General features: G+C 67.6%; 18 protein-coding genes. 11 read left to right on the top strand and 7 right to left on the bottom strand.

The genetic code is table 11. The annotated features are described in order from the left end of the window. Positions 1–494: 494 nt before the first annotated feature. Both JIM94_RS09790 and JIM94_RS09795 read right to left on the bottom strand, forming a co-directional pair. Positions 495–1238 (bottom strand): ABC transporter permease, encoded by a 744-nt coding sequence (locus JIM94_RS09790; RefSeq protein WP_200254633.1) that lies wholly within the window; start codon positions 1236–1238, stop codon positions 495–497. Next, positions 1235–2137, bottom strand: a complete 903-nt coding sequence (locus tag JIM94_RS09795; protein WP_200254635.1) for an ABC transporter ATP-binding protein — start codon at positions 2135–2137, stop codon at positions 1235–1237. Before JIM94_RS09795 ends, JIM94_RS09790 begins: the two co-directional genes overlap by 4 nt. Positions 2138–3556: 1419 nt before the next feature. On the opposite strand from JIM94_RS09795, the gene JIM94_RS09800 reads away from it, so the two are divergent. Continuing rightward, the gene (locus tag JIM94_RS09800; protein ID WP_200254637.1) at positions 3557–3877 is read left to right on the top strand and encodes a helix-turn-helix transcriptional regulator; all 321 of its coding nucleotides are present in this window, start codon (positions 3557–3559) and stop codon (positions 3875–3877) included. Here the strand turns inward: JIM94_RS09800 and JIM94_RS09805 are convergent. Both JIM94_RS09805 and JIM94_RS09810 read right to left on the bottom strand, forming a co-directional pair. After that, entirely contained in the window at positions 3844–5490 is a 1647-nt protein-coding gene (locus JIM94_RS09805; RefSeq protein ID WP_200254713.1) for a VanW family protein, read from the bottom strand. The two genes, JIM94_RS09800 and JIM94_RS09805, sit on opposite strands and share 34 nt — an antisense overlap. 177 nt (positions 5491–5667) lie before the next feature. After that, on the bottom strand, positions 5668–6906 hold the full coding sequence (locus JIM94_RS09810) for a glycoside hydrolase family 3 N-terminal domain-containing protein (RefSeq protein ID WP_200254639.1): 1239 nt from the start codon (positions 6904–6906) through the stop codon (positions 5668–5670). 185 nt (positions 6907–7091) lie between these two features. Here JIM94_RS09810 and JIM94_RS09815 point away from each other — a divergent pair, with 185 nt between their 5' ends. From JIM94_RS09815 to JIM94_RS09825, 3 genes are all read left to right on the top strand, one after another. After that, positions 7092–7580 (top strand): universal stress protein, encoded by a 489-nt coding sequence (locus JIM94_RS09815; protein WP_200254641.1) that lies wholly within the window; start codon positions 7092–7094, stop codon positions 7578–7580. Between the two features lie 69 nt (positions 7581–7649). Further along, complete coding sequence (locus JIM94_RS09820; RefSeq protein ID WP_200254643.1) at positions 7650–7847, top strand: DUF2613 domain-containing protein; 198 nt, start codon at positions 7650–7652, stop codon at positions 7845–7847. A gap of 3 nt (positions 7848–7850) precedes the next feature. Continuing rightward, positions 7851–11075, top strand: coding sequence for an alpha-(1->3)-arabinofuranosyltransferase domain-containing protein (locus JIM94_RS09825; RefSeq protein ID WP_200254645.1), 3225 nt, complete (start codon positions 7851–7853; stop codon positions 11073–11075). Positions 11076–11136: 61 nt separating this feature from the next. Here JIM94_RS09825 and JIM94_RS09830 read toward each other — a convergent pair whose 3' ends face one another. Further along, positions 11137–12372: an acyltransferase family protein gene (locus JIM94_RS09830; RefSeq protein WP_200254647.1), complete on the bottom strand. Its 1236-nt coding sequence runs from the start codon at positions 12370–12372 to the stop codon at positions 11137–11139. 73 nt (positions 12373–12445) lie between these two features. Between JIM94_RS09830 and pgfA the strand changes: the two genes are divergently transcribed. Beyond that, positions 12446–13636, top strand: a complete 1191-nt coding sequence (gene pgfA / locus JIM94_RS09835) for a cell envelope lipid trafficking protein PgfA (protein ID WP_200254649.1) — start codon at positions 12446–12448, stop codon at positions 13634–13636. A 10-nt stretch (positions 13637–13646) separates the two neighbouring features. Next, positions 13647–15146 carry an MmpA family trehalose lipid delivery protein gene (locus tag JIM94_RS09840; protein ID WP_200254651.1) on the top strand — a complete coding sequence of 500 codons (1500 nt, stop codon included), beginning with the start codon at positions 13647–13649 and terminating at the stop codon, positions 15144–15146. Here JIM94_RS09840 and JIM94_RS09845 read toward each other — a convergent pair. After that, entirely contained in the window at positions 15091–16209 is a 1119-nt protein-coding gene (locus JIM94_RS09845; protein WP_200254653.1) for a glycosyltransferase family 4 protein, read from the bottom strand. The two genes, JIM94_RS09840 and JIM94_RS09845, sit on opposite strands and share 56 nt — an antisense overlap. A 42-nt stretch (positions 16210–16251) precedes the next feature. Here JIM94_RS09845 and JIM94_RS09850 point away from each other — a divergent pair, with 42 nt between their 5' ends. After that, entirely contained in the window at positions 16252–17028 is a 777-nt protein-coding gene (locus JIM94_RS09850; RefSeq protein ID WP_248168442.1) for a class I SAM-dependent methyltransferase, read from the top strand. Between the two features lie 54 nt (positions 17029–17082). Here JIM94_RS09850 and JIM94_RS09855 read toward each other — a convergent pair whose 3' ends face one another. Further along, positions 17083–18918, bottom strand: a complete 1836-nt coding sequence (locus JIM94_RS09855) for a phosphoenolpyruvate carboxykinase (GTP) (protein ID WP_200254655.1) — start codon at positions 18916–18918, stop codon at positions 17083–17085. Positions 18919–19233: 315 nt separating this feature from the next. On the opposite strand from JIM94_RS09855, the gene trmB reads away from it, so the two are divergent. From trmB to JIM94_RS09875, 4 genes are read left to right on the top strand one after another with little or no spacing between them, the layout of a single operon-like run. Beyond that, on the top strand, positions 19234–20001 hold the full coding sequence (gene trmB / locus JIM94_RS09860) for a tRNA (guanosine(46)-N7)-methyltransferase TrmB (RefSeq protein ID WP_200254657.1): 768 nt from the start codon (positions 19234–19236) through the stop codon (positions 19999–20001). Positions 20002–20055: 54 nt separating this feature from the next. Beyond that, positions 20056–20742, top strand: coding sequence for an NYN domain-containing protein (locus JIM94_RS09865; protein ID WP_200254659.1), 687 nt, complete (start codon positions 20056–20058; stop codon positions 20740–20742). Positions 20743–20796: 54 nt separating this feature from the next. Continuing rightward, positions 20797–23118, top strand: a complete 2322-nt coding sequence (locus JIM94_RS09870; protein ID WP_200254661.1) for an MMPL family transporter — start codon at positions 20797–20799, stop codon at positions 23116–23118. Next, on the top strand, positions 23115–24212 hold the full coding sequence (locus tag JIM94_RS09875; RefSeq protein ID WP_200254663.1) for a lysylphosphatidylglycerol synthase transmembrane domain-containing protein: 1098 nt from the start codon (positions 23115–23117) through the stop codon (positions 24210–24212). Before JIM94_RS09870 ends, JIM94_RS09875 begins: the two co-directional genes overlap by 4 nt. Positions 24213–24383 lie beyond the last annotated feature (171 nt).

Below are 24383 nucleotides of genomic sequence, written 5' to 3' on the forward strand. Positions count from 1 at the left end.
TCCGACACAGGGTCCGGCCAGGCCGGATCTCGGATCGAAGCGGGTGTTTTCTTGTCGGACCGGGTTTCCGGCAGGCGGATGGGTGGTTTACCGGTGCGGTCGGGCGTGACCGACGGCACCGGAACAGGCGGTGTACGCGGATTCGATGCCGTTTGCGGCCCTCACCGGGAAAGCGTCAGACGGATCGGCCATGAGAGGCTGGCGCCCACGCACCCGGTCCCGAGTGCGCACTTCCGGCCCCGCCCGTCCCCGCACCACGCCATCGCGGCGCAGATCTCGAGGTCCGGACCCCGGAGCGGGCGAGACCAGCTCCGTACCACGCTGGGCGGCTATCGAACAGCCCGGTCGGACGAGGGGCTCGCCCACCCGTCCCGCACGGCCGCGAACGGCGCCGTGACGGACGCGGGGAGGGTGATGCCGCCGGGAGGTCTGTCGTAATGATCCACGCGACGGTGGTCGCGCGCCCGGGAGCCGCGAAGCGCCGGGAACCCGGACTACTTCCAGGTGAAGGTCTTGCGGGTGATGAGGTAGAAGACGAGCGTGACGCCCACCAGATAGAGGCATCCCAGTACAGCATCCCGCCAGGTTCCGACGTCCAGGACGGGCTTGAAGAGCGCCACGCGGAGATGGTGGATCGGCGTGTACGGGGCGAGCGTGGCCACCCAGTCGGGCAGGACCTCGAGCGGCATGACCGCTCCGCCGACGAACCCGAGGGGGATGATGATGAGGTTCGAGAGCATGGAAACGGCGGCGATCGAGGGGAAGATGATCGCCAGCAGCACCCCGATGAAGTAGAAGAGGAGATATCCGAGGAAAAGCGGGACGAGGCCGACCGGGGCGAGGACCTCCGGTTTCATCCCGACCCACGGTGTGAGGGCCAGGAGGAACACGACGACCACCTGGGCGATCATGAGCAGCGCTCCGACGAACGCCTGGGAGGTGAGGATCATGCCCGTGGAGATCGGGAAGGCTCTGAGCACCTGGAACATGCCGTTCTCCCGCCAGGTGGCCAGGTGGAGGGCCCCTGCGAATATGCCGACGTAGGCAACCCCGAAGGCGATGACGTTCGTCGCGATCTGGCTGACGTAGTCCGTGGACGGGTCCGGTGCGGCGTCGCCGAAGGCCCGGACGAGAACGACGAGAAGGACCGTGGGAATGAGGAAGGTCGTGGCGAGCGTCGTGCCGTCACGCAGGTCCGATTTCAGAAGGATCCGGTTGAGCGAACGTATCGACGTCATTGTTCGATGTTCCTTCCCGTGAGCTTGAAAAAAACATCCTCGAGCCGGCCCTGGCTGATCTGGGCTCCCGCGCAGTCGACGCCGGCCCCGCTCAGCGTGACGAGGGCGCGCGCCGCGTCTTCGGTGTGCACCAGGATGCCGTCGTCGGACAGTTCGACGCGGTCGAAAATGCCCTGAATCGTCGCCGTCTGGGGCACGGCCGCCGGCAGCAGGACGGTCGCCCCGAGCTCGGCGGCGGAAATGAGGGAGCGGGGAGATCCTGTCGCGATGATCGTTCCACTGTCCATGATCGACACGACGTCACACAGCCGCTCCGCCTCCTCGAGGTAGTGGGTCGTGTAGAGCACCGTCAGTTCGTCGGTGAAGTCCGTGTCCCTCAACAGGTCGACGAGGGATTTGCGGGCGGCCGGGTCGAGGCCGGCCGTCGGCTCGTCGAGGAACAGAACCTCGGGACGGTGGACGAGAGCCGAGGCGACCGCGAGCCGCTGGCGTTCGCCGCCCGACAGGTTCTCGCACTTCGTGTCGGCCACTTTCCCCAGGTTGAGAGCATCAATGACCGTGCTGACGTAGGTTCGGTCGGACCCGAAAATATCGGCGACGGCCCGAAGGTGCTCGATCAGCGACATGCGGACGAAGAAGGCGGGACGCTGGTGCTGGATTCCGACACGTCGGAGCAGGTTCGCGTTTCGCGGCCACGGGTCCGTACCGAGAAGGCGCACGGAACCTCCAGTCTTCTGAATGAATCCGAGAAGAGTTTTGAACAGCGTCGTTTTTCCCGCGCCGTTGGAGCCGAGGATTCCGTGGAAGGATCCCGATGCCACCTCGAGTTCGAGGTCGTTCAGGATCGTTGTGTGCCCGACCGTGACGTTGAGCCCCGTTGTCGATGCGGCGATGGTCATTGATGTTCCGTTCTTCGCGTGTAGGCGGGTAGAGGTCAACCTACCTGCTTTGCCGCTGAGCGTCAGATTCCACGGCAACACGGGGATGAAATTATTACAGATAAAACGACTACCCGACCACCGTTCTCGATCGGTTTCCCCGCTAAATTGAGCGGCTGCAGGTCAAGGGCGGACAGGGAAAGTCGACACGGCGGCGAAGATCACCCCGGAGTAGTTGAAAATGACCTTTGACCTTGAATTTCTCAGCGTTGAAGACAGGCAGCCCCTCGGGTGGGAGCACTCAACTGAGCCATACCGCCACGAGCACACCCCTGCACTTTCCGCAGGTTCATGTCACCGGAACATGAACCTGATGCCCGAGTCATTGCAGCCGCCACGCAACGAGCAGGAACAGAAGCAAACCTGGACAGCCATGGGCCGCGAGTCGAAGACTCGGGTAGTGAGCCGCCGGGACAGCTTCCGGAAACACCCGATCGCCCTGAATATCACCCCGAATGAGGTGACGTGCAGATCCTCCACCCCGACGGGTGTTTCGACGGGCCTGACCCCCGGAGGCCACTACACCTCACGGAACCGACATCCCGGGAGCCGCAATCCCCGGCCCGGAATGTTGTCGCGCCTCCGGCCTGCGGGCGGTCGGAATCAGGGTGTCCGTCAAAATGTGCAGTCCCCTCCCAGGACACGGGAGCCGGACACCGGACGCCACCAGCACCCCCATGCGGGAAACATCCCAGACCTGGCAGATGTCTCCTCTTGGGTTCGCTTTCGGCATCACAGCAAAAATCAACAGCTAATCAGAATTGCAGCCGGCTCCTGTGCGTCACGTGTGATACTCGAATCTATGTCAAGTCACCCACGAAGCCGCCCCGCCGTACCGGGCATGGAATGCGGGGGCCCGATGCTGCGTACGGCCCCACGGGGAGAACGTCAAAAGTACGGGGCGAGCGTCACATTTGCGTGGCGCCGTTTGGCCCACGCAGCGAACCAGCGCGTTCATGTCGGTCGTGTCCGTGAACATGCCCACCGGAACAGCGACACCGGACAGTGGCGAACGGTGTCCGACCAAATATCGGCGGATACTTTTTCTTTCAATACATCAGACAATGAAACAACATTCGATAGGGTGAGATGGAATACATCCAGGCAGTGCAAGAACGGTCCAAGCGTCATTCCCCGACCTCGAATTGCCCGGCAACGTAGGTGTGGAAAAATACCGCGGAGGCACAGCGGTTTCCCCACCGTATCCAACACATTGAACCATCGGAAACAGGGCCCTCCACCCTGTTTACCCCCACCTGAGGGCGGGTTAAACCTGGCGAAAATCCCCATCTACTTTCTTTTTCATCAATTCAAGAGCATAATGTTGTCGAATTACGACTAGAGCCCCATAATCCATGCATCATGTGTGATACTCAGATCATGTCAAGTCAACCGAGGAGCCGCCCTGCCGCACTGGGTGTGGAGATCGCCGCCAGATTGCGTGAAGCACTCGCCCGGCGCCAGGTGACCCAGGCCGAACTCGGCAGCAGGGTCAGTATCTCCACCAGCCAGATCAGCCTCTACCTGCGCGGCAAACGGTCAATGTCCCTGGACGAGTTCAACAACATCTGTATGGCCCTCGGGCTCTCCGCCGATGAGATCTTCAGTCAGGCTTTCCTGCTCACCAGCGATCAGCGGGAAACTGCGGGGATGGCCCCGGGTAGCACTCAGCCGCACCGGATGATCGGCGAGGGATCGTAGACCGTCGTCTGACTCTGCCGGTCGATCTCTGAACCGTTGAGGTCCCTGATGATCCGGGTATCCGAGGTGGTGAACCCGGGAGCACCCGATGAGGGGACGCAGTTGTCGTCGGTGAGGGTGATCCTGGTGGGGCGGGTCTCCGCCCAGCGCCCACCTGGCACCGATTCGACGTTCACCGTCTTGACCCCGGTCATCGTCACCGTGACGGAGTTGTCCCCGGTGGATGCGTTGATCATGACCGGGTAGGGGGAATTGTTCCGGAACTGAAGATCGATCAGCCCCTCGAACACCGTCGCCTCCCGTCCCGCCGGGTACCGCGATATGTAGTAGCTGTGGGGCGTGTGCGCGACATCATCGAAACCGGCGAAGTAGGCGGCGTTGTAGAGCGTCGTCGCGAACTGGCTGATCCCGCCGCCGACGGCGGTGTCGGCGTGACCGTTCAGGATGATCCCCGACTCCACGAAACCCTGTGCGGTACCCCTGGGGCCCGTGTACCCGTTCAGGGAGAACACCTGACCGGGAGCCACGACAGCGCCGTCGACCATCTGGGCGACCCGGTGGATGTTCACGCCCGAGGCGTAGGAGAAGCCTGTCGTGGTGAACTCACTGACCGTCTCATCGAATGTGGCCTTCTCGGCGTCGGCGGTGGTGAAACTCGCGGGCTCATCCGTGTAGCGGGCGTCGAACTCCTTCGGCTCCCGGCCGGTGATCCGTTCCCGGAGACCGTCCATCAGTGCCTCCCGGTCCAGGGTCCGCCCGTCGGAGTGCGGTGTCACCGTCCTACCGCCACCGGTGAACGAGATACGTGCGTTCTTGACCGGCACCTCCGTGCCCGCGAGGTTCTCCAGCAGGATGTCTCGGGCCAGGTCGACATCGACGTCGGTACGGAGGGCGTCCCCGTCACGCCTGAACTGGACGACCTCACCCATCCGCTCCACGGGGATCACCCCGTCGACACCGTCGATGCCGTGGGCGACCACGGGGCCGGACACCGCGGCGGCGGCGGGCCCCCCGGCGACGGTGGACACCTCCTTCTCCCCGATCACCGGCTCGGTCACCGTCACAGTGGCGTGAACACCGTCCGGGTTCAGCCAGTCCGTGGTGATCCGCTCCCGCAACAGTTCCGGGTCGACGTCCTGACCGGAGACCGGTTCGGTGACGCGCACCTCACCGGCCTCGAGGGACACCCCACCTTCCGTCGGCGGGATCATCAGTTCCGCCGTGAGCCGTTCGATCTCGGCGTCGAGGGCCGCATCATCGACATCACTGACGATGCCCACCTCACGCTCCCCGAACAATCCCCGGAACCGCTCGACGGGGTCGAGAGGCTGTTCACCGGCAGCCGCAACCGTCGCCGCCCAGTTGGGGCGCAGCCCGGCGTGCACCGGATCCAGGACGGAATCCGCGGCACCGGCGGTCACCGTCACGGGTGACGCCAGTGACGCGTCGAGCTCACCGGACAACCGGGCTCCGGCGTCCTCCGGGGCCATTCCCCCGATGTCCACCCCGGCGACGGTGACCCCCCGGGGGACCTTTCCCTTGCTCAGGAGGTAGTCGGCACCGTAGACGGCGCAGAAGAGGACCAGGGCGCCGGCGAGGACACCGAGGACGATGACCCACGGCCGGCGGCGACCGGATGACGGATCTGCTGCGGGGACTGTGGAGGGCGAATCAGCGGAATGCACACCGCACACACTATCCACCGACCGGCTGTGCTGCGAGCCCTGAGCACACCATCAACCCCTGCGTTACCGGAACGTTATGGGTGTGCGACGGGCCGGCCGCACGGTTCACCCGGGGAGTGGGCCGAGATTCTGGAGCTGAACCCGGAGCGCGGAGGCCTCCAGCTGCTCCACCGGGAACTCCCCCTCCGTGACCGCACGGTCGACGGTGTCGACGGCCGCGACGAGATCATCGGTGGATATCCACAGGGCGACGTCGGCACCCGCCCGGAGTGAGGCGAGTACGGCCTGCGGGGCGTCCAACCTGGTGCTCACGGCCTTCATGCCAGACAGATCATCGGTGTAGATCACCCCGTCGAACGGTCGCCCACCCGGATAGTCGCCACGACGCAGCAGGTCGTAGACGGCGGGGTTGAGGGTGGCGGGAAGCCCCTCCTCCCCCAGACCGGGAACGATCATGTGTCCGACCATCACCGCTCCCGGGGCGGATTCCAGTGCGGGGCCGTACGGTTTGAGGTCCAGTTCCCTCAGCTGCCCGAGGTCCGGGGTCAGCACCTGGTCGTAGTGACTGTCCCCGGTGGCACGACCGTGACCCGGGAAATGCTTGAACACGGGCGTGATCCCCGCGTCCCTGAGTCCGGCCGCGAACGCCGAGGCGTAGAGCGCCGCGCGCTCGGGATCGGGGGAGAAACTCCGGTCCCCGATCGCTGCGGTGGCGGGCTCACCGGTGGTGTCCAGGACCGGCGCGAAATCGACCGTGACACCGGTCCCGGCGAGCTTCGTCCCCAGTTCCGAGGCGAGTGCACGGACCTGTTCCGGGGTCATGGTCTCCGCCATGGTGCGGGGAGCGGGAAGGTGGCCGAAGATGTCGGGTTGCCGCACGACCCGACCCCCTTCGGCATCGATGGTGACGGCGAAGGGGCGCCCGACCGCTTCCCGGAGCACGGCGATGTTGCGGTGCGTTCCGGTGAGCAGCGACGGGTCGGTCCAGGAACCGATGAAGATTCCACCGGCCCCCTGCCGGAGCGCGAACAGGGCGTCATCGTAGTCACGGACCCCGACGGTCATCAGGGAGGCGACGAGACCACGCTGCGTGTCGGGCAGGTTCGCCCGCGCCGCCGCCACGGGGTCGGCGATCGGGTCCGGTTCCGGGAGGGGCGGCGGCGGTGGAACCATCGGCGGCAGTGGTGGGCCGTGGAACTCCCCGGTCTCCACGTGATACCGGGGGTCCGGTGACGGGGTGGGCTCCGGAGCGGGTGCGCAGGCGGAGAGACCGAGTACGACCGCCCCCACCACCAGCGCCGTCCGACCACGCGCACGGCGCACGGACAAGGCCTCACACAGCATCCGCCTGCCCCTCCTCCACAGATTCTCCGTCCCTCGGTGTGCACACAGTGTGCCGGAGTCCGCCCCGTGACGCGAACCTCACCCCGATCGACAACCGTACCCACCCGACTAGGATTGTGGGCCACGGGCCGCGGTGGCCCCCACCCGGACCCATGTACCGACAGCTGACCCGAGGAGCACCAACCATGCCGGAGCCCGACCCGACCACCATGCTCATCGCCTACGACGGATCCGACGAGGCGCGACGGGCACTGAACTACGCTGCGGAGCTGCTCTCGCCCCGGCACGTGCAGATCATCACCGCATGGGAGCCGATGCAACGGCAGGCGGCCCGTGCGGCGGGTGCCCCGGGGGTGTCCGTCGTGGACTGGAGTGCGGACGACGACGCCGCGGACCCCGCCCACGATGAGGCGCTGGCGGTCTGTCGTGAGGGCGCGAAGATCGCCGAGTCCCTCGGTCTGATCGCCCACGCACATCTCGTCGAGTCGACCGGCGCGATCTGGTCGGCGATCGTGGACGCCGCCGAGCAGCTCCGCCCGGACGTCATCGTCACGGGCACCCGGGGGAACACCGGTTTCCGTTCCCTCCTCCAGTCCTCCACCGCGGACAACGTTCTGCATCACGCGGGGCTTCCGGTGTTCATCGTTCCTCCGTTGGAGGAGGAAACGGAGTAACTGGTAGTCTCTGCTTTTGTCTCCGACACGACCCGCCCGACCACGAGAGAGATCACGGCAGCAACCCCCATGGCATTTGAATCAGACTCCGACACGCGACGCACCCTCGGCCCGGCGCTGGCCAGCGTCGTCGTCGGCGTGATCCTCGGTGGCGCCGCCGTCATCGGCGTGGCGAAGCTCTCCGGTCAGGATCAGATCCCGCAGGATCAGGTCATCAGCAGCGATGAGGCTCTCCTCGGCGGCGCGGAGTACGGCACCCGCGAGTAACGCGTGCGTACCGACGCCCGCCCCCACCTCGCCGGTTGGCTGCTGCTGGGGGTTCTCTGCCTCCTCCAGTCCCCCGGGCGGACCGTCGCCGACACCAAACATGATCTCGCGGTGGACCCGGCGGGTTTCCTGACTCGGGCCACCGCAGCGTGGTCGGATGTCTTCCCGCTCGGTCAACTCCAGAATCAGGCGTACGGCTACCTCTTCCCCCAGGGCCTGTTCTCCCTGATCACGGATCCGCTCGCCGACTGGGTCGCGCAGCGACTCTGGTGGACGGTGGTTCTCGGGGTGGCGTACTCCGGGTTCCTCCGTCTCGTCCGCGCACTGGATGCGGGTTCCCCGGGGTTCCGGATACTCGCGGCCCTCCTCTACGCCCTGTCACCCCGGATTCTGACGACCCTGGGGGCGATCTCGTCCGAGTCCTGGCCGGTGGCCCTCGCACCGTGGATCCTCACGCCTCTGGTCGCCGGGCGGTTGACCGGACCACGGATCGCGGCGTCGGTCCTGGCGGTGGCATGCCTGGGGGCGGTCAACGCCACGGCGACACTCGCGGCGTGTGTCCCCGCCGGATTCGCTCTCGCCTGGGGCGTCCTGCACGGACGGCCCGGCGCGGTCCGGTCCGGGTTGCTCTGGCTCCTCGGCTGCGCCGCGGTGTCGGCGTGGTGGATCATCCCTCTGCTCGTGCTCGGCCGTCACGCACCCCCCTTCACGGATTTCATCGAGAACGCCTACGTGACCACCCGCTGGTTGAATCCGACCGAGATACTGCGGGGGACGACGAGCTGGGCCCCGTTCGTCGACACCGAACGGATCGCCGGGAATCTCCTGGTGACGTCCCCGGTGTTCATTCTGTTCACCTCCTGTGTCGCGGCGCTGGGCCTCGTGGGGCTCTGCCGGCCACTTCCGCGACGCGGCCTGTGGGTCGGGATGCTGCTCGCGGGGATGGTGATTCTCGCCGCGGCGCACGGCCCGTTCGGTACGGACATCCGGTCCTTCCTCGACGGGCCCGGCGCGGCGCTGCGCAACATCCACAAGTTCGATCCCGTGGTGCGGATCCCGCTGCTGGTCGGATTCGCGGCGCTCGGTCGTGGGCTGCCGTTGCCGTCGACGCGCGCGGAGGTGCTGGATCCGGGCCGTCGACACGCGGCCGCCGTCCTCGTCGCACTCGTCGCACTCGGGGCGTGCGCTCCGGCGCCCAGTGGCAGGTTGGCCCCCAGGGGCGGCTGGGACGAGGTGCCCACCCACTGGCGGGAGACCGCGGAATGGCTGAACGCCAACGGACGAGACACCCGCACCCTGATCCTGCCGTCGGCGTCCTTCGCCAGGCAGGACTGGGGGTGGACCCGCGACGAACCGCTGCAACCGCTGCTCGACGTCCCGTGGGTCGTGCGGGATGCGGTGCCCCTCGTCCCACCGGAGGCGATCCGCGGTCTCGACGGTGTCGATGCGGTCCTGAATTCCCCGGCCGTCGATCCCGCGGACGCGGTTCACGCCGTCCGCAGACTGGGGATCGGGGTGATCGTGGTCCGCGACGACCTTCCCGGCGCGCCCGCCGGTGATCTGGTGGAGCGGCTGCGGGACAGTGGCGTCACCGCACACGACTTCGGACCGGTCACCGTCTTCGAGGTCGATCCCGACCTGCACATGACCACGACGACGGATGCCCCCGTCCGCGTCGCCGGCGGCGGCGAGTCGCTCGCACTTCTCGATGCCCTCACCGGGCCCGCCGCACGCACCCTCGTCGACGGTGACGCGGAGATCGTCACCGACACCCCGCAACTGGTCGCCCGCAACTACGGCACGGTCCGGGACGCGGTCTCCGCTCCGCTGGCGGACCGGTCCGAGGGGGCGGACGTGCGTAACCCGGTGGCGGACTACCCCTCGGCAGGACCGTTGACCCGCGTCACCGGGCGGGGCGGTACCGTGCGGGCCTCGTCGTCGGCGTCGGACGCCACGAGCTTCGGCGGAGCGGAGCCGGGGGCGTCGGTCACGGCCGCCGTCGACGGTGACCCGACCACCGCCTGGTACCCCACCCCGGGCAGACAGGCGGGCGAGTGGATCGAGATCACCACCGACCATCCTGTGTCCGACCCCGTACTGCGGATCACCGCCACGGGCGACGATCTGGACGTGACCGTCATCGCCGGCGATGCCGGTATCGATGTCCATCTGGTGGCCGACGAAGCCACACGCATCCGCGTGCCCGGTGGCCCGACCGACACCGTCCGGGTGACCCTCGGCGGGTCACGGAACCGGGCGGGCATCGCCCGGGTCGGACTCGACGGTGCTCCGGTCCACCGGACGGTCACGGTGCCCGACACCTCCCCGGGCGTGCGGCAGTTCCTCCTCCAGCGGATCACCACCGGCGAGGATCTCCTCGACCGCACGTTCACCGTGCCCCGGGACATGACCGTGCGGCTCGACGCCCCCGACTGCCGGGCCCCGCGCCCGGTCGACGAGGATCCCAACCACGGGATCACGCTGGCCGATCAGGCACGGGAACGGAGCATCCGGATCGACGACGGGTCTGTGTCGTGCGGAACGGTACAACTCGCGGCCGGGGAGCATCACCTGCGCACCAGGCAGGAGTGGGCGCTCCTCACGGAGGAGGGGTTCACGGGCGAGGTCGAACCGGTGCCGGTGGGACGTACCCTCGCACCGGCGGACACCGACCGGCTGCTCATCACCGGGCGCGCCGCTCTCGACGGGCTCACCGCCACAGTCGGCGGCACCGCGGTGGACGCGGATGTGGTCGACGCCGCGACACTGGCCCTCCATGTCCCGGCCGGGGTCGGTGGTGACGTGGAGCTGCACTTCGCCGGTGACACCCCCTACCGGGCGGGCCTCATCGGCGGCGGTGTGGCGTGGCTCTGCGCCGTGGTTCTGTGCGTGCTCGCGGTACTCCGCGGCCGTGGGGGCCCCGTACCGGACGGTGACGCGGACGTGCAACGGACTAGCGTGCCACTCGTGCTCGGGGGCGCGGTCGCCCTGTGGTTGGTCGGTGGTTGGGCCGGGCTCACCCTCGGGACGGTGACATGGGCGGTGGTGCGGTACACCCCGATTCCCGCTTCCGTTCTCGCCGGTGGCGGGATGGCACTGGCCGGGATGTGGCTCGCCCACGCCCCCTGGCCGCAGGGCGGCTACGCGGGTGACGTCCCCTTCGTCGGGATCGCCGCCCTGGTCTCGGTGGCGGCCGTGGTGTCGGCGGGGAACTCTCGACCGAGATAGTGCCGACACCTGCCCGGACAGCGCCGACATCCGCACACACAAGCGCCCCCGGGCAGGCGCTTTATCGGCGCGTCCCCGGGGGCTTACAGCGCCAGTACCAGCTCAGATCCCCGGCCCGATAAGTAGTTGATGATTGCCCCGGTGCGCATACGTCTGGTTCAACGGACGGACCTCCCGTGGCTGTCCTCCCGGTCGCCGTACCTTTCCGCCGGGTCATCGATCTGGCGGGTTCCTCCACGAGCACGTACAGGGCGGCGGACACCGGGACGGTCACCGCGAGGGTCAGCACCGCGATCAGGGCGGTGTGCCCGGTGAAGGGAGAAATGCCCGTGAGCGGGAACATCAGCTCGAGCACCGGCAGGTGCACCAGGAAGATCGAGTAGGACCACCGGCCGAGGGCCTGGAACAGCGGCGTGGTCAGCAGTCCCTCCCGGGGTGCCAGTGCGTACGGCAGCACCACCGCCGCGGTGAACACGGTGCCCGCCAGCACGCGGAGCACGAACTCACCCGGCCGCGGGTGGACGAGCCCGACGGGTCCGTACCAGGGTTGTGCGGCGATCCACAGCGTGACGGCGGCGAGCGCCCACCACACCGGGCGCCGACCCAGCGCCCGGAGCGCCTTTCCGGGAACCCGTCCCTCCACCTCCGCGGCGATCATGCCGACGACGAACCAGCAGGTGAACGCCGGCGGGAGGATCTGGAGGTTGGCCACGCCCGGCGCGGGGGATGCGGCGACGAACGGCAGCCAGGCCCAGCCGAGGCTCAGCACCGCGACGAAAACCATCCCCGGAATCCGCGCCCGCGCGGGCAACAGGCCCGCGACCACCGCCAACAGTGGCAGCGTGGCATAGAACGCGACCTCGACGCACAGGGACCACAGGTGTGTCAGCCCCGGAGCGAGACCACCCGGGACGTAGATCTGGGTCATCGTGAGATTGGCGAGCTGTTGGGCCCCGGAGGCACGGTAGGCGTTCGGCAGGAGAAGGAGCACCCCGGCGACCACCACCAGGTAGGCGGGAAAGATACGCCTCACACGACTGGCCAGGTAGCGGGGCCACGAGACGTCCCGGCCGGCGCGGGGGCCGTGGCGGCGCCACAGCAGGAACGCCGACAGCGTGAAGAAGACGGGGACGAAGAAGTCGAACCTCCCCAGGATCCCGCCGATGAAGCTCGTGGGCGTCAGCCCGGTCTGGAAGGCCACGTGGGTGAGCAGGACCCCGATGGAAGCCACGGCGCGCAACCCCTCGAGGGAGGCGTTGAACCGTGTAGTTTCCGGGTACGATCCTTCTGTGCCCATGGCGCGGCCGCCTTTCCGCCCGCGACACCCGGGCACGTGTTCTTGCACAGATCCTAGTTGGAAGGGGGTCGCAATGACCTCGCGGGTCTCCGGTTTCATTGCCCTCACTCTCGGCGTGGCATTCGTCGCTGTCGCTGTCGCCCTGCCGTCTTTCCTGGTTCCCCGTCTGAAGGTCATCCCGCTGGATGCGGGCGGTAAGACGGTCACCCGGGAGGTCGAGGCGACCCTGTTGGATTCACGTGCCTTCGGGGCCCGTGAGGTCCTGCCGGAGCATGCGGGGGATCCCGTGTGCGGGGGCGACGAGCCTCCGGTGTCCTGCTTCATCGGTCACCACACCCCCGTCTACGGAAACCGGAGCATCAGTGTCGTCGAACCGGCCGACCGCGATGTCGTGACGTTGCGGGCCGGGAACGTCCTCATGCGGACGGATCGCCCGGAGCCGGACAACGTGATCTCCGCGACGGTGGACACGATCACCCTGAATCGGCGGACCGCGTTCCCGGTGACGGATCCGGTGTCGAGTTTCCATGCGACGTCGCCCCGTCTGGGTCTGGACGACATGCGCAACGGCTTCACCCGGGAGGGGGTGCAGTACCAGTTCCCCTTCGATTCGGAGGCCCGCTCCTACCCGTACTTCGACACCACCGCCCAGGCGACGCAACCCGTCGATTTCGTCGATGAGGAGGTCCGCCCGGGGCATGAGGATGTCGAGGTGATGCGCTACAACCAGCAGATCGAGCCGGTGAACATGTTCACCGCGATCAGTGGGGTGTTCAACCTGGACGGTGAGATCAGTGAGCACGAGAAGGCGTCGTTGAACGCACTGCGGATGACCACCCCCGCCCGGAACTGGTACACCCCTGCGGAGCTCGAGGAACGGGGGCTCGATCCGGAGGAGCGGGTGACGATGACCCGCTACTACTCCAACGACCGCACACTGTGGGTGGAGCCCGCGACGGGCGTGATCGTGCACGGCCGGGAGTACCTGAACTACTTCTTCGCCCGTGACGACGCTGAGGCGCGGGCTGTGGCGCAGGCGCGTTTCGATGATCCGGATGCGGCGGTCAATCCGAACCGTACGGCACTCGCGATGACCGCCGAGTGGAGCGACGACACACAGGAGCGCCAGTGGGAGAAGGCCCTCGACGGGCGGTCGAAGCTGAAGCTCCTGGGTACGGCTGGTTGGGTTCTCGGCGCCGCGGGCGCACTCCTGATGCTGCTGGGCGTCTGGCTGCTGCGTCGTCGTCCGACCTCCCGGCCGTAGACTCTGAGGGGTGACTCGCCGCATCGTCCTGACCGCGTGGTCGGTGTTCTGCGTCGGTGTCCTGCTGTGGCCGTTGGCCGCTGCGGGGGCGTTGATCCAGCGGGACATGGTGGTCCTGCCGCACCCGGCACTGAGTCTGTCGGCACTGGGCTTCGGGGATCTTCCGGCCCGGGGGGCACCGCAGGACGGGGTCCTGGCGTTGGCGGGACTGTTCGTCGACGCCACGCTCGTCGCCCGTCTCCTTCTTCTCTGCGGGGCACTGGTCGGGGCCGCGGGGGCGGCCGCGTTGGCCCGTCACGTCACCGGCGGTTCACGGGTCGTTCCGCAGCTCGCGGCTGTGACCGTGACGGTGGTCAATCCGTTCGTGGTGGAGCGGCTGATACAGGGGCACTGGTCGTTGGTTGTCGCGGCGTGGCTGCTCCCGACGGTCGCGTGGGCGGGGCTGGCTGGAAACCGGACGCTGCTCCTGGTGGGGGTCTGGGCGACGTCCCTCACCCCGACGGGCGCTGTTCTGGGGATCGTGGTGGCGGCGGTGTGTTCGACGGGGCGACGTGCCCAGCTGTGGTCCGCCGGTGCCGTCGGTACCGTGGTGTCGCTTCCGTGGCTGGTGCCCGCACTGCTGGGTGGGGCGGGCACCGGTGCGGGTGGTGCCACGGCGTTCGCTCCCCGGGCGGAGCATCTCGTCGGCACCGTCGGTGCGCTGATGGGGTTGGGCGGGATCTGGAACGGTGCGGCGGTGCCCGCCTCCCGGGAGGCGGGGTTCGCGGTGTCCGGTGTCCTGCTCGCTGCGGTGCTGGCGTCGGCGGTGGGCCGTTGCCCGCGTCCGCTGCTGGTCCTCGCGGTGTCCGGTGTCGGTGTCGCGGTGGCCTGGTGGCTCATGCCCGGGACGGCTGGCTGGCTGTTGTCCCGCGTGCCGGGGGCTGGTCTGCTGCGGGACGCGCAGAAGTACGTGGCCCTGGCCGTGCCCGCGTACTGCGCCCTGGCTGCGCTGGTCGCGGACCGGAGGGGACTCCTGGCGGGGCTGGTCGTCGTTCTCGCGGTACTCCAGGTCCCGGATGCCCCTCACGCGGTGGGTGTTCTCCGCCCGGTACCGGTGAATCCGGCGTGGTCGGAGCTGGCGGAGGTCGCCGACGGCCGGGACGTCCTGGTCACTGACACGGGGACGATCACGATGCACCGGGGCCGGACGGTCCTCGATCCCCGTGCCAAGGCCGTCGCGCTGGTGGAACCGGGTGGTCTGCGGGTGGACGGTGAAATCACCGACCGGCCGAACCCCCGCTGGGTCCGTTCCGTGGAGGCGTGGCGTGGCGAGGATCTCGCCGCTGTCCGTTCGTCGGGGATCGGTGTCGTCGTCGATGACGGGAGAATCCACGATCTCGGAGGCGGTGGGCCACGCCGTGGTTGGCGCTGGTGGCTGGGGCTCGGGTTGACGGTCCTGTGGCTGTCGGTTCCGCTCACCCCCGCGGTGCCGCGACGAATTCCAGGAGTTCGGCGAACTGCTCGCCGGTGAGCGTCCAGGAGAACGCGGTGGCCCGCTTCTCTGCGGCCGTTCCGAGGCGGATGCGTCGGGTGGGGGTGTCGATGAGGTCGGCCGTCGCACGGATCAGCGCCGCTTTGTCGTCGACGAGTGTTCCGGTCACTCCGTCGATGACGGAATCGTTGAGTCCCGCCGAGCTGCGGTACCCGACGGTGGGTACGCCGTGTTGGGCGGCCTCGATGACGGCGAGCCCCCACCCCTCCTTCCGGGACGGCATCAGGTGCAGGACCGAGCGGGCGAGAAGGGCGTGCTTGTGTTCCTCGCTCACCTGCCCGTGCAGCACCACCCGGTCCGCGACGCCGAGAGAGACGGCGTAGTCCCTGAGCCGCTGTTCCCACCATCCCGAGCCGATGACGTCCAGGACGACGTCATGTGTCGGGGCGAGTGCCGCTACGACGTCCATGGCGTGTTCGATCTGTTTGTGCGGTACGAGACGGGACAGGGTCACGAGGTGTGTCGTCCCGGTGTCGGGGTAGCGGGCGAAGTCCACCGGTGCGGGGTCGATGCCGTTCCGGATGATCCGGATGGAGTCGGCGTCGACCCCGAGTTCCACGAGTTCACCGGCGGACGGCTCCGACACGGTGACATAGGGACTGGAGCGGTACACGCCGGGAGCGATCCGGCGTTCCAGGAACCAGCCGACGCGGCTGAGCAGTGGGCCGGCAACCGGCCACTGTTCCCGGTGACAGTGGTGGGTGAGCAGAACCGTGGGCCGGTCGCTGAACAGACGGGCGAAGAACGGGATCCCGTTCTGGGTGTCCACGATGACGTCGATCCCCCGCAGCGGCCCCATGCCGAGACGCCCGGCGAGGAGAGCCGCCCAGGCGCGCGGATAGACGGTGAATTTACCTCCCGCGCGGCTGAAGCGGAGGCCGTCACGGACCTGCCTGCGGGGGGCGGCGTCGTGCGCCGCGGTACGGTAGATGACCTCGTGACCGTGCTGGACGAGATACTCTCCGACGCGCTCCAGGTAGCGTTCACTGCCGCCGCCCTGGGGGTGGGTGGTGTCGCGCCAGCACAGAAACAGGATCTTCATGACCCCGCCAGTCTAGTCACCCGGCACCGATACACTGTCACCGTGCGATTTCCCCCTCCCTCCCGGCTCCCCCGCACCCGCAGGCTGGCGACGTTCCGCCGTTCGACGGGGTTGCTGGGTGACTTCCGTTTCGAGCAGAGCGATCCCGCGGTGTTCTACGGGCACCTCGCGGAGGACACCGCCCTTCTGCTCGAATCCCTCCACGGGGACTGCACCGGCACCGGCCTGAACGGGAGGACGGTACTGGATGTCGGTGGCGGTCCGGGCTATTTCTCGCGGGCGTTCGCGGCACGGGGTTGCGGGTACGTCACCGTGGAGCCGGACGCCGGTGAGATGGCGGCCGCGGGCATAGCGGTCGAGGCGTCCGTCCGTGGTTCGGGTACGGCGCTTCCCTTCCGGGACGGTGTCTTCGACGTGACGTACTCATCGAATGTCGCGGAACATGTCGCGGACCCGTGGGCGATGGGGGACGAGATGCTGCGGGTCACCAGGCCGGGAGGACTGGTGGTCATGAGCTACACGGTCTGGCTGGGTCCTTTCGGCGGCCACGAGACGGGCCTCGTGCCGCACTACATCGGCGGAGACTACGCCCGGGACCGGTACACCCGCAGACACGGCCACCCACCGAAGAACGTGTTCGGGGAGTCGCTGTTCGACGTCTCCTGCCGTGACGGGTTGAGGTGGGCCGGGCGCTCCGGCGCCGAGGTGTGCGCCGTGTTCCCCCGCTATCACCCGTGGTGGGCGTGGTGGCTGGTCCACGTCCCCCTCGTCCGGGAGTTCACGGTCAGCAATCTGGTGGTCGTTCTCCGGAGGACATGAGGAAACCCCGGCCGCGGTTCTCACGCGGCCGGGGTTTCCCGTCGGTACACGATGCTAGGCGTTCCCCGCCTTGGCGATGCGTTCCTTGAGGGCCTCGAACTGTTCGAAGACCTCCTTCGGCACGGCCGGGCCGAGCTTCTCGAGCCAGGCGGAGTTGTCGTCCATGTCGCGGGCCCACTGCTCCGGCGGAGCGGTCAGTGCCTCATCGACATCGGCGCGCGGGGTGTCGAGGCCGGTGAGATCGAGGTCCTCGGCGCGGGCGGTGTGGCCGGCGACGGTCTCGTCCGCTTCGACCCGACCCTCGATCCGGTCGACGATCCACTTGAGCACGCGGCTGTTCTCACCGAATCCGGGCCACAGGAAGCGACCGTCGTCGCCGCGGCGGAACCAGTTGACCAGGAACACCGGCGGCATCCTGTCTCCGCCCTTCTCACCCATGTCGACCCAGTGCTGCAGGTACTCGCCGGCGTTGTAGCCGATGAACGGGAGCATGGCCATGGGGTCGTGGCGCAGGGCACCGACCTTCGCCTCGGAGGAGGCGGCGGTCTGACCGGAGGACAGCAGGGCGCCGATCATGGTGGCGTGGTTCCAGTCGAAGGCCTGGGTGACCAACGGGACGGTGTCGGGGCGGCGACCACCGAACAGGATCGCGGACACCGGGACGCCACGCCAGTCGTCGAACTCCTCGGCCGCGACCGGGCACTGGGAGATCGGGACGCAGTAGCGGGAGTTCGGGTGGCTGGACGGCTCTTCGGAGTCCGGGGTCCAGTCGTTGCCCTTCCAGTCGATGGCGTGATCGGGCTTGTTCTCCAACCCCTCCCACCAGACGTCACCGTCATCGGTGAGGGCGACGTTGGTGAACAGCGAGTTGCCGGGCTCCATCGTCTTCATGGCGTTCGGGTTCGAGTCGTAGTTCGTGCCGGGTGCGACACCGAAGAAACCGTTCTCCGGGTTGACGGCGTAGAGACGTCCGTCCTCGCCGAACTTCAGCCAGGCGATGTCGTCGCCGACGACCTCCGCGGTCCAGCCGTCGATGGTGGGGTCCAGCATCGCGAGGTTGGTCTTGCCGCAGGCGGAGGGGAACGCCGCGCAGATGTAGTAGGACTTGCCCTCCGGCGAGGTGAGCTTCAGGATGAGCATGTGCTCGGCCATCCAGCCCTCGTCGCGGGCCATGACCGACGCGATACGCAGGGCGTAGCACTTCTTGGCCAGGATGGCGTTTCCGCCGTAGCCGGAACCGTAGGACCAGATCTCCCGGGTGTCCGGGAACTGGGTGATGTACTTGTTGTCGTTGCAGGGCCAGGCGACGTCCTCCTCGCCGGGCTCCAGCGGCGCGCCGACGGAGTGCAGGGCGTGCACGAACTCGCCGTTCTCGCCGATCTTGTCGAGCGCCTCGGTGCCCATGCGCGTCATGATGCGCATGGACATGACGACGTAGGCGGAGTCCGTCAGCTGCACACCCAGCTTCGGGTCCGGATCACTGATCGGCCCCATGCAGAAGGGGACGACGTACATCGTGCGGCCCTTCATGGACCCCCGGAAGCACTCGGTCATCTCGGCCTTCATCTCGGCCGGGTCCATCCAGTTGTTGGTGGGGCCGGCACCGGACTCATCCTCCGAGCAGATGAACGTACGGGACTCGACGCGGGCGACGTCGGCGGGGTTCGAACGCGCCAGGTAGCTGTTCGGACGCTTCTCCTCATTCAGCTTGATGAGGGTGCCGGCCTCGACGAGCTCAGCTCCGAGCCGATCCCATTCTTCCTGGGAACCGTCAGCGAAAACGACCCGCTCCGGCTGGAACAGCTCCACCGCCTCGGAGATCCAGCGGATCAGTTCCCTGTTCTTGGTGGGCAGTGCACCCTCGAGGCGCGGGATTGTTGACTCGGTCATCTTTACTCCTGACATCTTCTGTCGTTCGGCAGAGTTCTCAATAACCAGCGTAGCCCGGTGAATGACACCCCCGCAGCCACTCAGGTTGAGACACTGACCACATTTGTCATGACCAGTTGGATACCCCCGAATTTGGCCAAGTCACACGGCAGCGCACGCCCGTTTTGAACACCATCGACCACCCCGGTACGGGGGTGCCCCGGTTTCCCTCCGGACCCTGCGGGCTCCGACCGGGTCACCGCACGTGTCCGGACCCGGGCACCGGACGGGCCCGTGTATTGAAGTTTGTCCGGCACAGCAGGCAAACTGTGTGGGATGTCTAGCACCGATAATTCCCCTAATCCGGACGATCTGGGAGAGCTTCCCTCCGGTCGTCGCCCCCAGTCCGTCTTCGACGACGGACTCGACTACCCGCGCCTGGGTAACGTCACGTTCCGGCGCGGCACCCTGACGGACAACCAGCAGCGTCTGTGGAACGAGCACTGGCCGCGTCTCGGCAGGGTTCTCGCCGACGGGACGATCGACACCGACGACTGGTTCGGCCGCAGCGCACCGACGATCCTCGAGATCGGTTCGGGCACGGGAACGTCCACTGCGGCGATGGCGGTCGAGGAACCCGACACCAATGTCATCGCCGTGGAACTCTACAAGCCGGGCCTGGCGAAACTGCTGGGTGCGGCCGTGCGCGGCGGGATCGACAACATCCGCATGATCCGGGGCGACGGTATCGAGGTCCTGAACCGGATGATCGCACCGGATTCCCTGTCCGGTGTGCGCATCTTCTTCCCGGACCCGTGGCCGAAGGCACGGCACCACAAGCGCCGGATCATCCAGTCGGGTCCGTTGCACCTGATCGCGAGCCGGTTGAAGCCCGGCGGGGTCCTGCACGTCGCCACGGATCACGCGGACTACGCGGAATGGATCTCGGAGCTCGTCGACGTCGAACCACAGCTGGAGTACCGGGGATGGCCGTGGCCGGAGTGCCCGCAGCTGGTGGACCGTCAGGTCATCACCAAGTTCGAGGGCAAGGGACTGGACCGTGACCATGACATCACCGAATTCCTCTGGCAGCGTCCACTGTGACGTCCACCTCTCCCCGACTTCTGTCCGGCACGACACCCAGCGAAAGATCCACCCATGAATAACACCCATCACGATCACACGCACAACTACAGTGCCCACACGGACGCGACGGCGGAACCCGGCCCCGCGACACTCCTGCTGGTCTGGGACGCCCCGAACCTGGACATGGGGCTCGGAGCGATCCTCGGTGGTCGGCCCACGGCCGTCTACCGCCCGCGTTTCGACGCCATCGGCCGCTGGCTCCTCGGGCGGGCCGACGTCCGCTCCGAGGAGCTCGGGTTCCACCTCGAGCCCGAGGCGACGGTGTTCACCAACGTCGCCCCCGGTGGTTCCGATGTCGTCCGCCCCTGGGTCGAGGCCCTCCGGAACGTCGGTTTCGCCGTCTTCGCGAAGCCGAAGACCGACGATGATTCCGATGTCGACCCGGACATGCTCGACCACATCCGTCGCCGTCACCGTGAGGGCATCCTCCACGGGGTCGTCGTCGCCAGCGCCGACGGACAGAACTTCCGCGAGACCCTCGAGGAACTGGCCGACGAGATGCCCGTCACCGTCATCGGTTTCCACGAGCACGCGTCGTGGGCGGTGAGCTCGGAGACCATCGAGTTCATCGATCTCGAGGAGATCCCCGGTGTGTTCCGCGAACCGCTGCCGCGCATCTCCCTCGACTCCCTCCCGGAGGGTGGCGCATGGCTCCAGCCGTTCCGCCCGCTGTCGGCGCTCCTGTCCAGCCGTCCCTGATCCGACCGTTCCATCCCGCAAGACCGACGCCGACGACAAGGAGCCGACACCACCGTGTTCACAACCTGGGGACGACTCGCCTACCGGTACCGCCGAGTGGTGCCGCTGGTGGTACTCACAGCGATCTGTGCGCTCTACGTCCTGTTCGGCCTACGGCTCGACGACCGGATGAGCCAGGAGGGCTGGGACGATCCCGGTTCCTCCTCGTCCCGGGCGGCCGCCATCGAGCTCGAGACCTTCGGCCGCGACAACAACGGGGACGTCATTCTCCTCGTCGACGCCCCCGAGGGGACGACGGTCGATGATCCGACGGTGTTCCCCCTGCTCTCCGGGCACCTGGAACAGCTGCGGGGGAACCACCCCGACGAGATCAGCCACATCACCGGCTACTTCGACACGACGAGGAACCGGCAGCTGGTTACCGATGACCACCGCACCGCCTTCGCCGCGATCGGGTTGAAGGGCGACGGCGAGCAGACGCTGAAGGACTTCCGCGCCATCGAGGACGATCTCATCCCGGACGGCCTGCCCGACGGGTTCCGGGTGTCCGTCGCCGGATCCACCGCAGTCGCCGACGCCCTCGATGAGGGCATGGCGGGCGATGTCTCCCGCGCCGAGGTCTACGCGCTGCCGGCGGTCGCGATCCTGCTCCTGCTCGTCTTCGGATCGGTCATCGCGGCCACCATGCCACTGATCGTCGGTGTGCTCTCCATCCTGGGTTCGCTCGGCATCCTCTCGATTCTCGCCGGATTCACCCAGGTCAATGTTTTCGCCCAGTCCGTGGTCACCCTCCTGGGCCTGGGGCTGGCCATCGACTACGGCCTGTTCATGGTGTCCCGGTTCCGCGAGGAACTGGACCGTGGATCCGACATCCCCGACGCGGTGGCGACCACGACCGCGACAGCCGGTAAAACCGTCGTGTTCTCCGCGGGCATGGTCGCCGTCGCGCTCTCCGGTCTGCTGATCTTCCCGCAGGCGTTCCTCAAATCCGTCGCCTACGGTGCGATCAGCGCCGTGGGGCTCGCGGCGCTGCTGTCGATCACCGTTCTCCCCAGTGTCTTCGGTCTCCTCGGACGCCGCGTCGACAGGTTCGCGATCCGCAGGACCTCCCACGCCGGCGAGGACGTCACCCTCAGCTTCTGGGGCCGTGTGCCCGCCTGGGCGATGCGCCACTCGAAGATGGTCACCCTGGTCATCGTCGCCGGTCTCCTGCTGCTCACCCTGCCGTTGGCGGGAGTGAGGTTCGGCGGCATCAACGAGACCTACCTGCCCCCCGCCAACGAGGTCCGGCAGGCCCAGTCCGAGTTCGACTCGACGTTCCCGGAGTTCCGCACCGAACCCATCAAACTCGTCGTCACCGGCGCCACCAACGACCAACTGGTCCAGGTCTATCAGCAGGCCAACGCGGTACCCGGGCTGACCGGCCGCTTCAGCCCCAGTTCACCGACCAAGGACGGGACGACCGTCCTCACCGCCGGAATCACCGACCGGTCACTGAATGAATCCGTCGTCGACAGCCTCCGTGGGATCGAGGCCCCCGAGGGCGTCGACGTCTACATCGGCGGCACCCCGGCACTCGAGGTCGAGTCCATCGAGGCGCTGTTCGGGAAACTCCCGTGGATGGCGCTCTACGTGGTCATCGCCACGTTCATCCTCATGGCCCTGACCTTCGGCTCACTGATCCTTCCCGCCAAAGCGGTCATCATGACCATTCTCGGCATGGGTGCGACCCTCGGTATCCTCACCGCGATGTTCGTCGACGGCATCGGCGCATCGTTCCTCGGGTACTCGGCCGGACCGCTGATGAGCCCCGTGCTCGTGCTCATCATGGCGATCATCTACGGACTGTCCACGGACTACGAGGTGTTCCTCGTGTCCCGGATGGTGGAGGCCCGGGAGCGGGGCGCGACCACGGACCAGGCGATCCGCTACGGCACCGCCCACACGGGTTCGATCATCACCGCCGCCGCCGTCATCATGATCGTCGTCTGCGGGGCCTTCGGTTTCTCCGAGATCGTGATGATGAAGTACATCGCCTTCGGCATGATCGCCGCCCTCGTCCTCGACGCCACGATCATCCGGATGCTCCTCGTCCCCGCAGTGATGCACCTTCTGCGGGAGGACAACTGGTGGGCCCCCGGATTCATCAGGAAGGCATCGGCCCACCTGGGCCACGGTTCCGAGGTCCCCACCGCTGTCCCCGCACCCGGCGAGATACCCGTCGGACACGCCGTCGTCATCGATGACGGCGAAGCGGCCCGCCACGGTCGGACCATCCGTGACGACAGTGCCCTGATCCCGTTCTCCGAACTCCGCGCCCGCCTGGAGGCCGACGACAGTGACCGGCCCCGGCTAGGACGGGGAACCGAGGGATGATCGAGAGGTTCAGGCGGTTCCGCCGACATCCCTGGGTCCGGTGGGGAGCCCCGTTCCTCTTCCTCGCACTGGCCGTCTTCTTCCTCCGGGACCGCGCCGACTTCTTCATCCGGGGACTCGCCGCCGTCCGCCGCACCGACCCGGCCGGTGTCGGCGCGGTACTCCTCGCCTCCCTCGCCTCGCTCTACGCGATGGCCACCGTCCTCCGGCTGCTCCTGCGCGCCGGAGGGGTGAAGGTCCGGCGCCGTGACGCGAACGCACTGACCTTCGCCTCCAACTCCTGGTCCTCCTCTTTTCCCGGCGGTCAGGCCTTCTCCACCGTGCTCCAGTACCAGACCATGCGCTCCTGGGGGGCCGGGGTCATGGTCTGTTCCTGGCAGATCGTCCTCTCCGGTGCGCTGTCGACGATGTGGCTCGTCGCCCTCGGGGTCTCCGCCATCGTCGTCCTCGGCGCCGACCTGTCCCTCCTGTCACTCCTCGGCACGTTCGGGATCATGTCCCTGCTGGCCTGGGCGGTCTACTGGGCATCCGACAACCCGCGGTACGTCGCCCGGTGGGTACGCCGGTGGTGGCCACGCTTCAACCGGCTCCGCCGCAGGGACCGTAACGAGGGGCTGGACGACATCCTCGATCACGTCCACCAGCTCCACGACGTACGCCTGACCGTCCCCCGTTTCGCCGTCGTCGCCCTCTGGTCCCTGCTCAACTGGTGCTTCGACATCGTCGCCCTCTGGGCCAGTGTCTGGGCCGTCACCGGAGTGTTCCCCGCGATCTACGCGGATGCGGACCACACCACCATCGCCGGAGTGACACTCGCGTACGTGACGGCCAAGATCGCCGGAACGGTCCAGGCGACCCCCGGTGGTCTGGGCCCCGTGGAGGCCGCGATGACCGCCACGCTCGTGGCCGTCGGCATGACCGGTGTGAATGCGTTCGGTGCGGTCTTCGTCTACCGCATGATCTCCTTCCTCACGGTCACCGCCATCGGTTGGCTCGTCTACCTCGTGTACTTCACCCGCCGCGGTGTCAACAAGAAGTCCCTCGCCGCGGCATCCGCGGTCACCGCACCCGAGGACCGCAACCGGCTCCGCTGATCCGGTCACCGGAAGACGCCGAACGGCACTGTGCCCCACCGATCTTCGGTGGGGCACAGTGCCGTTCCGTTGGGGTTCGGGCGGTTTCTCCACGTGTCTCCACGTGTCGTCACCGCCCCGGGTCCGGGTTCACCGCGTCGGACGTCCTGAGCCGTCGTCCGCGGTGACCGG

It is taken from the genome of Corynebacterium pygosceleis (genome assembly GCF_016595275.2).
Lineage (GTDB): Bacteria > Actinomycetota > Actinomycetes > Mycobacteriales > Mycobacteriaceae > Corynebacterium > Corynebacterium pygosceleis.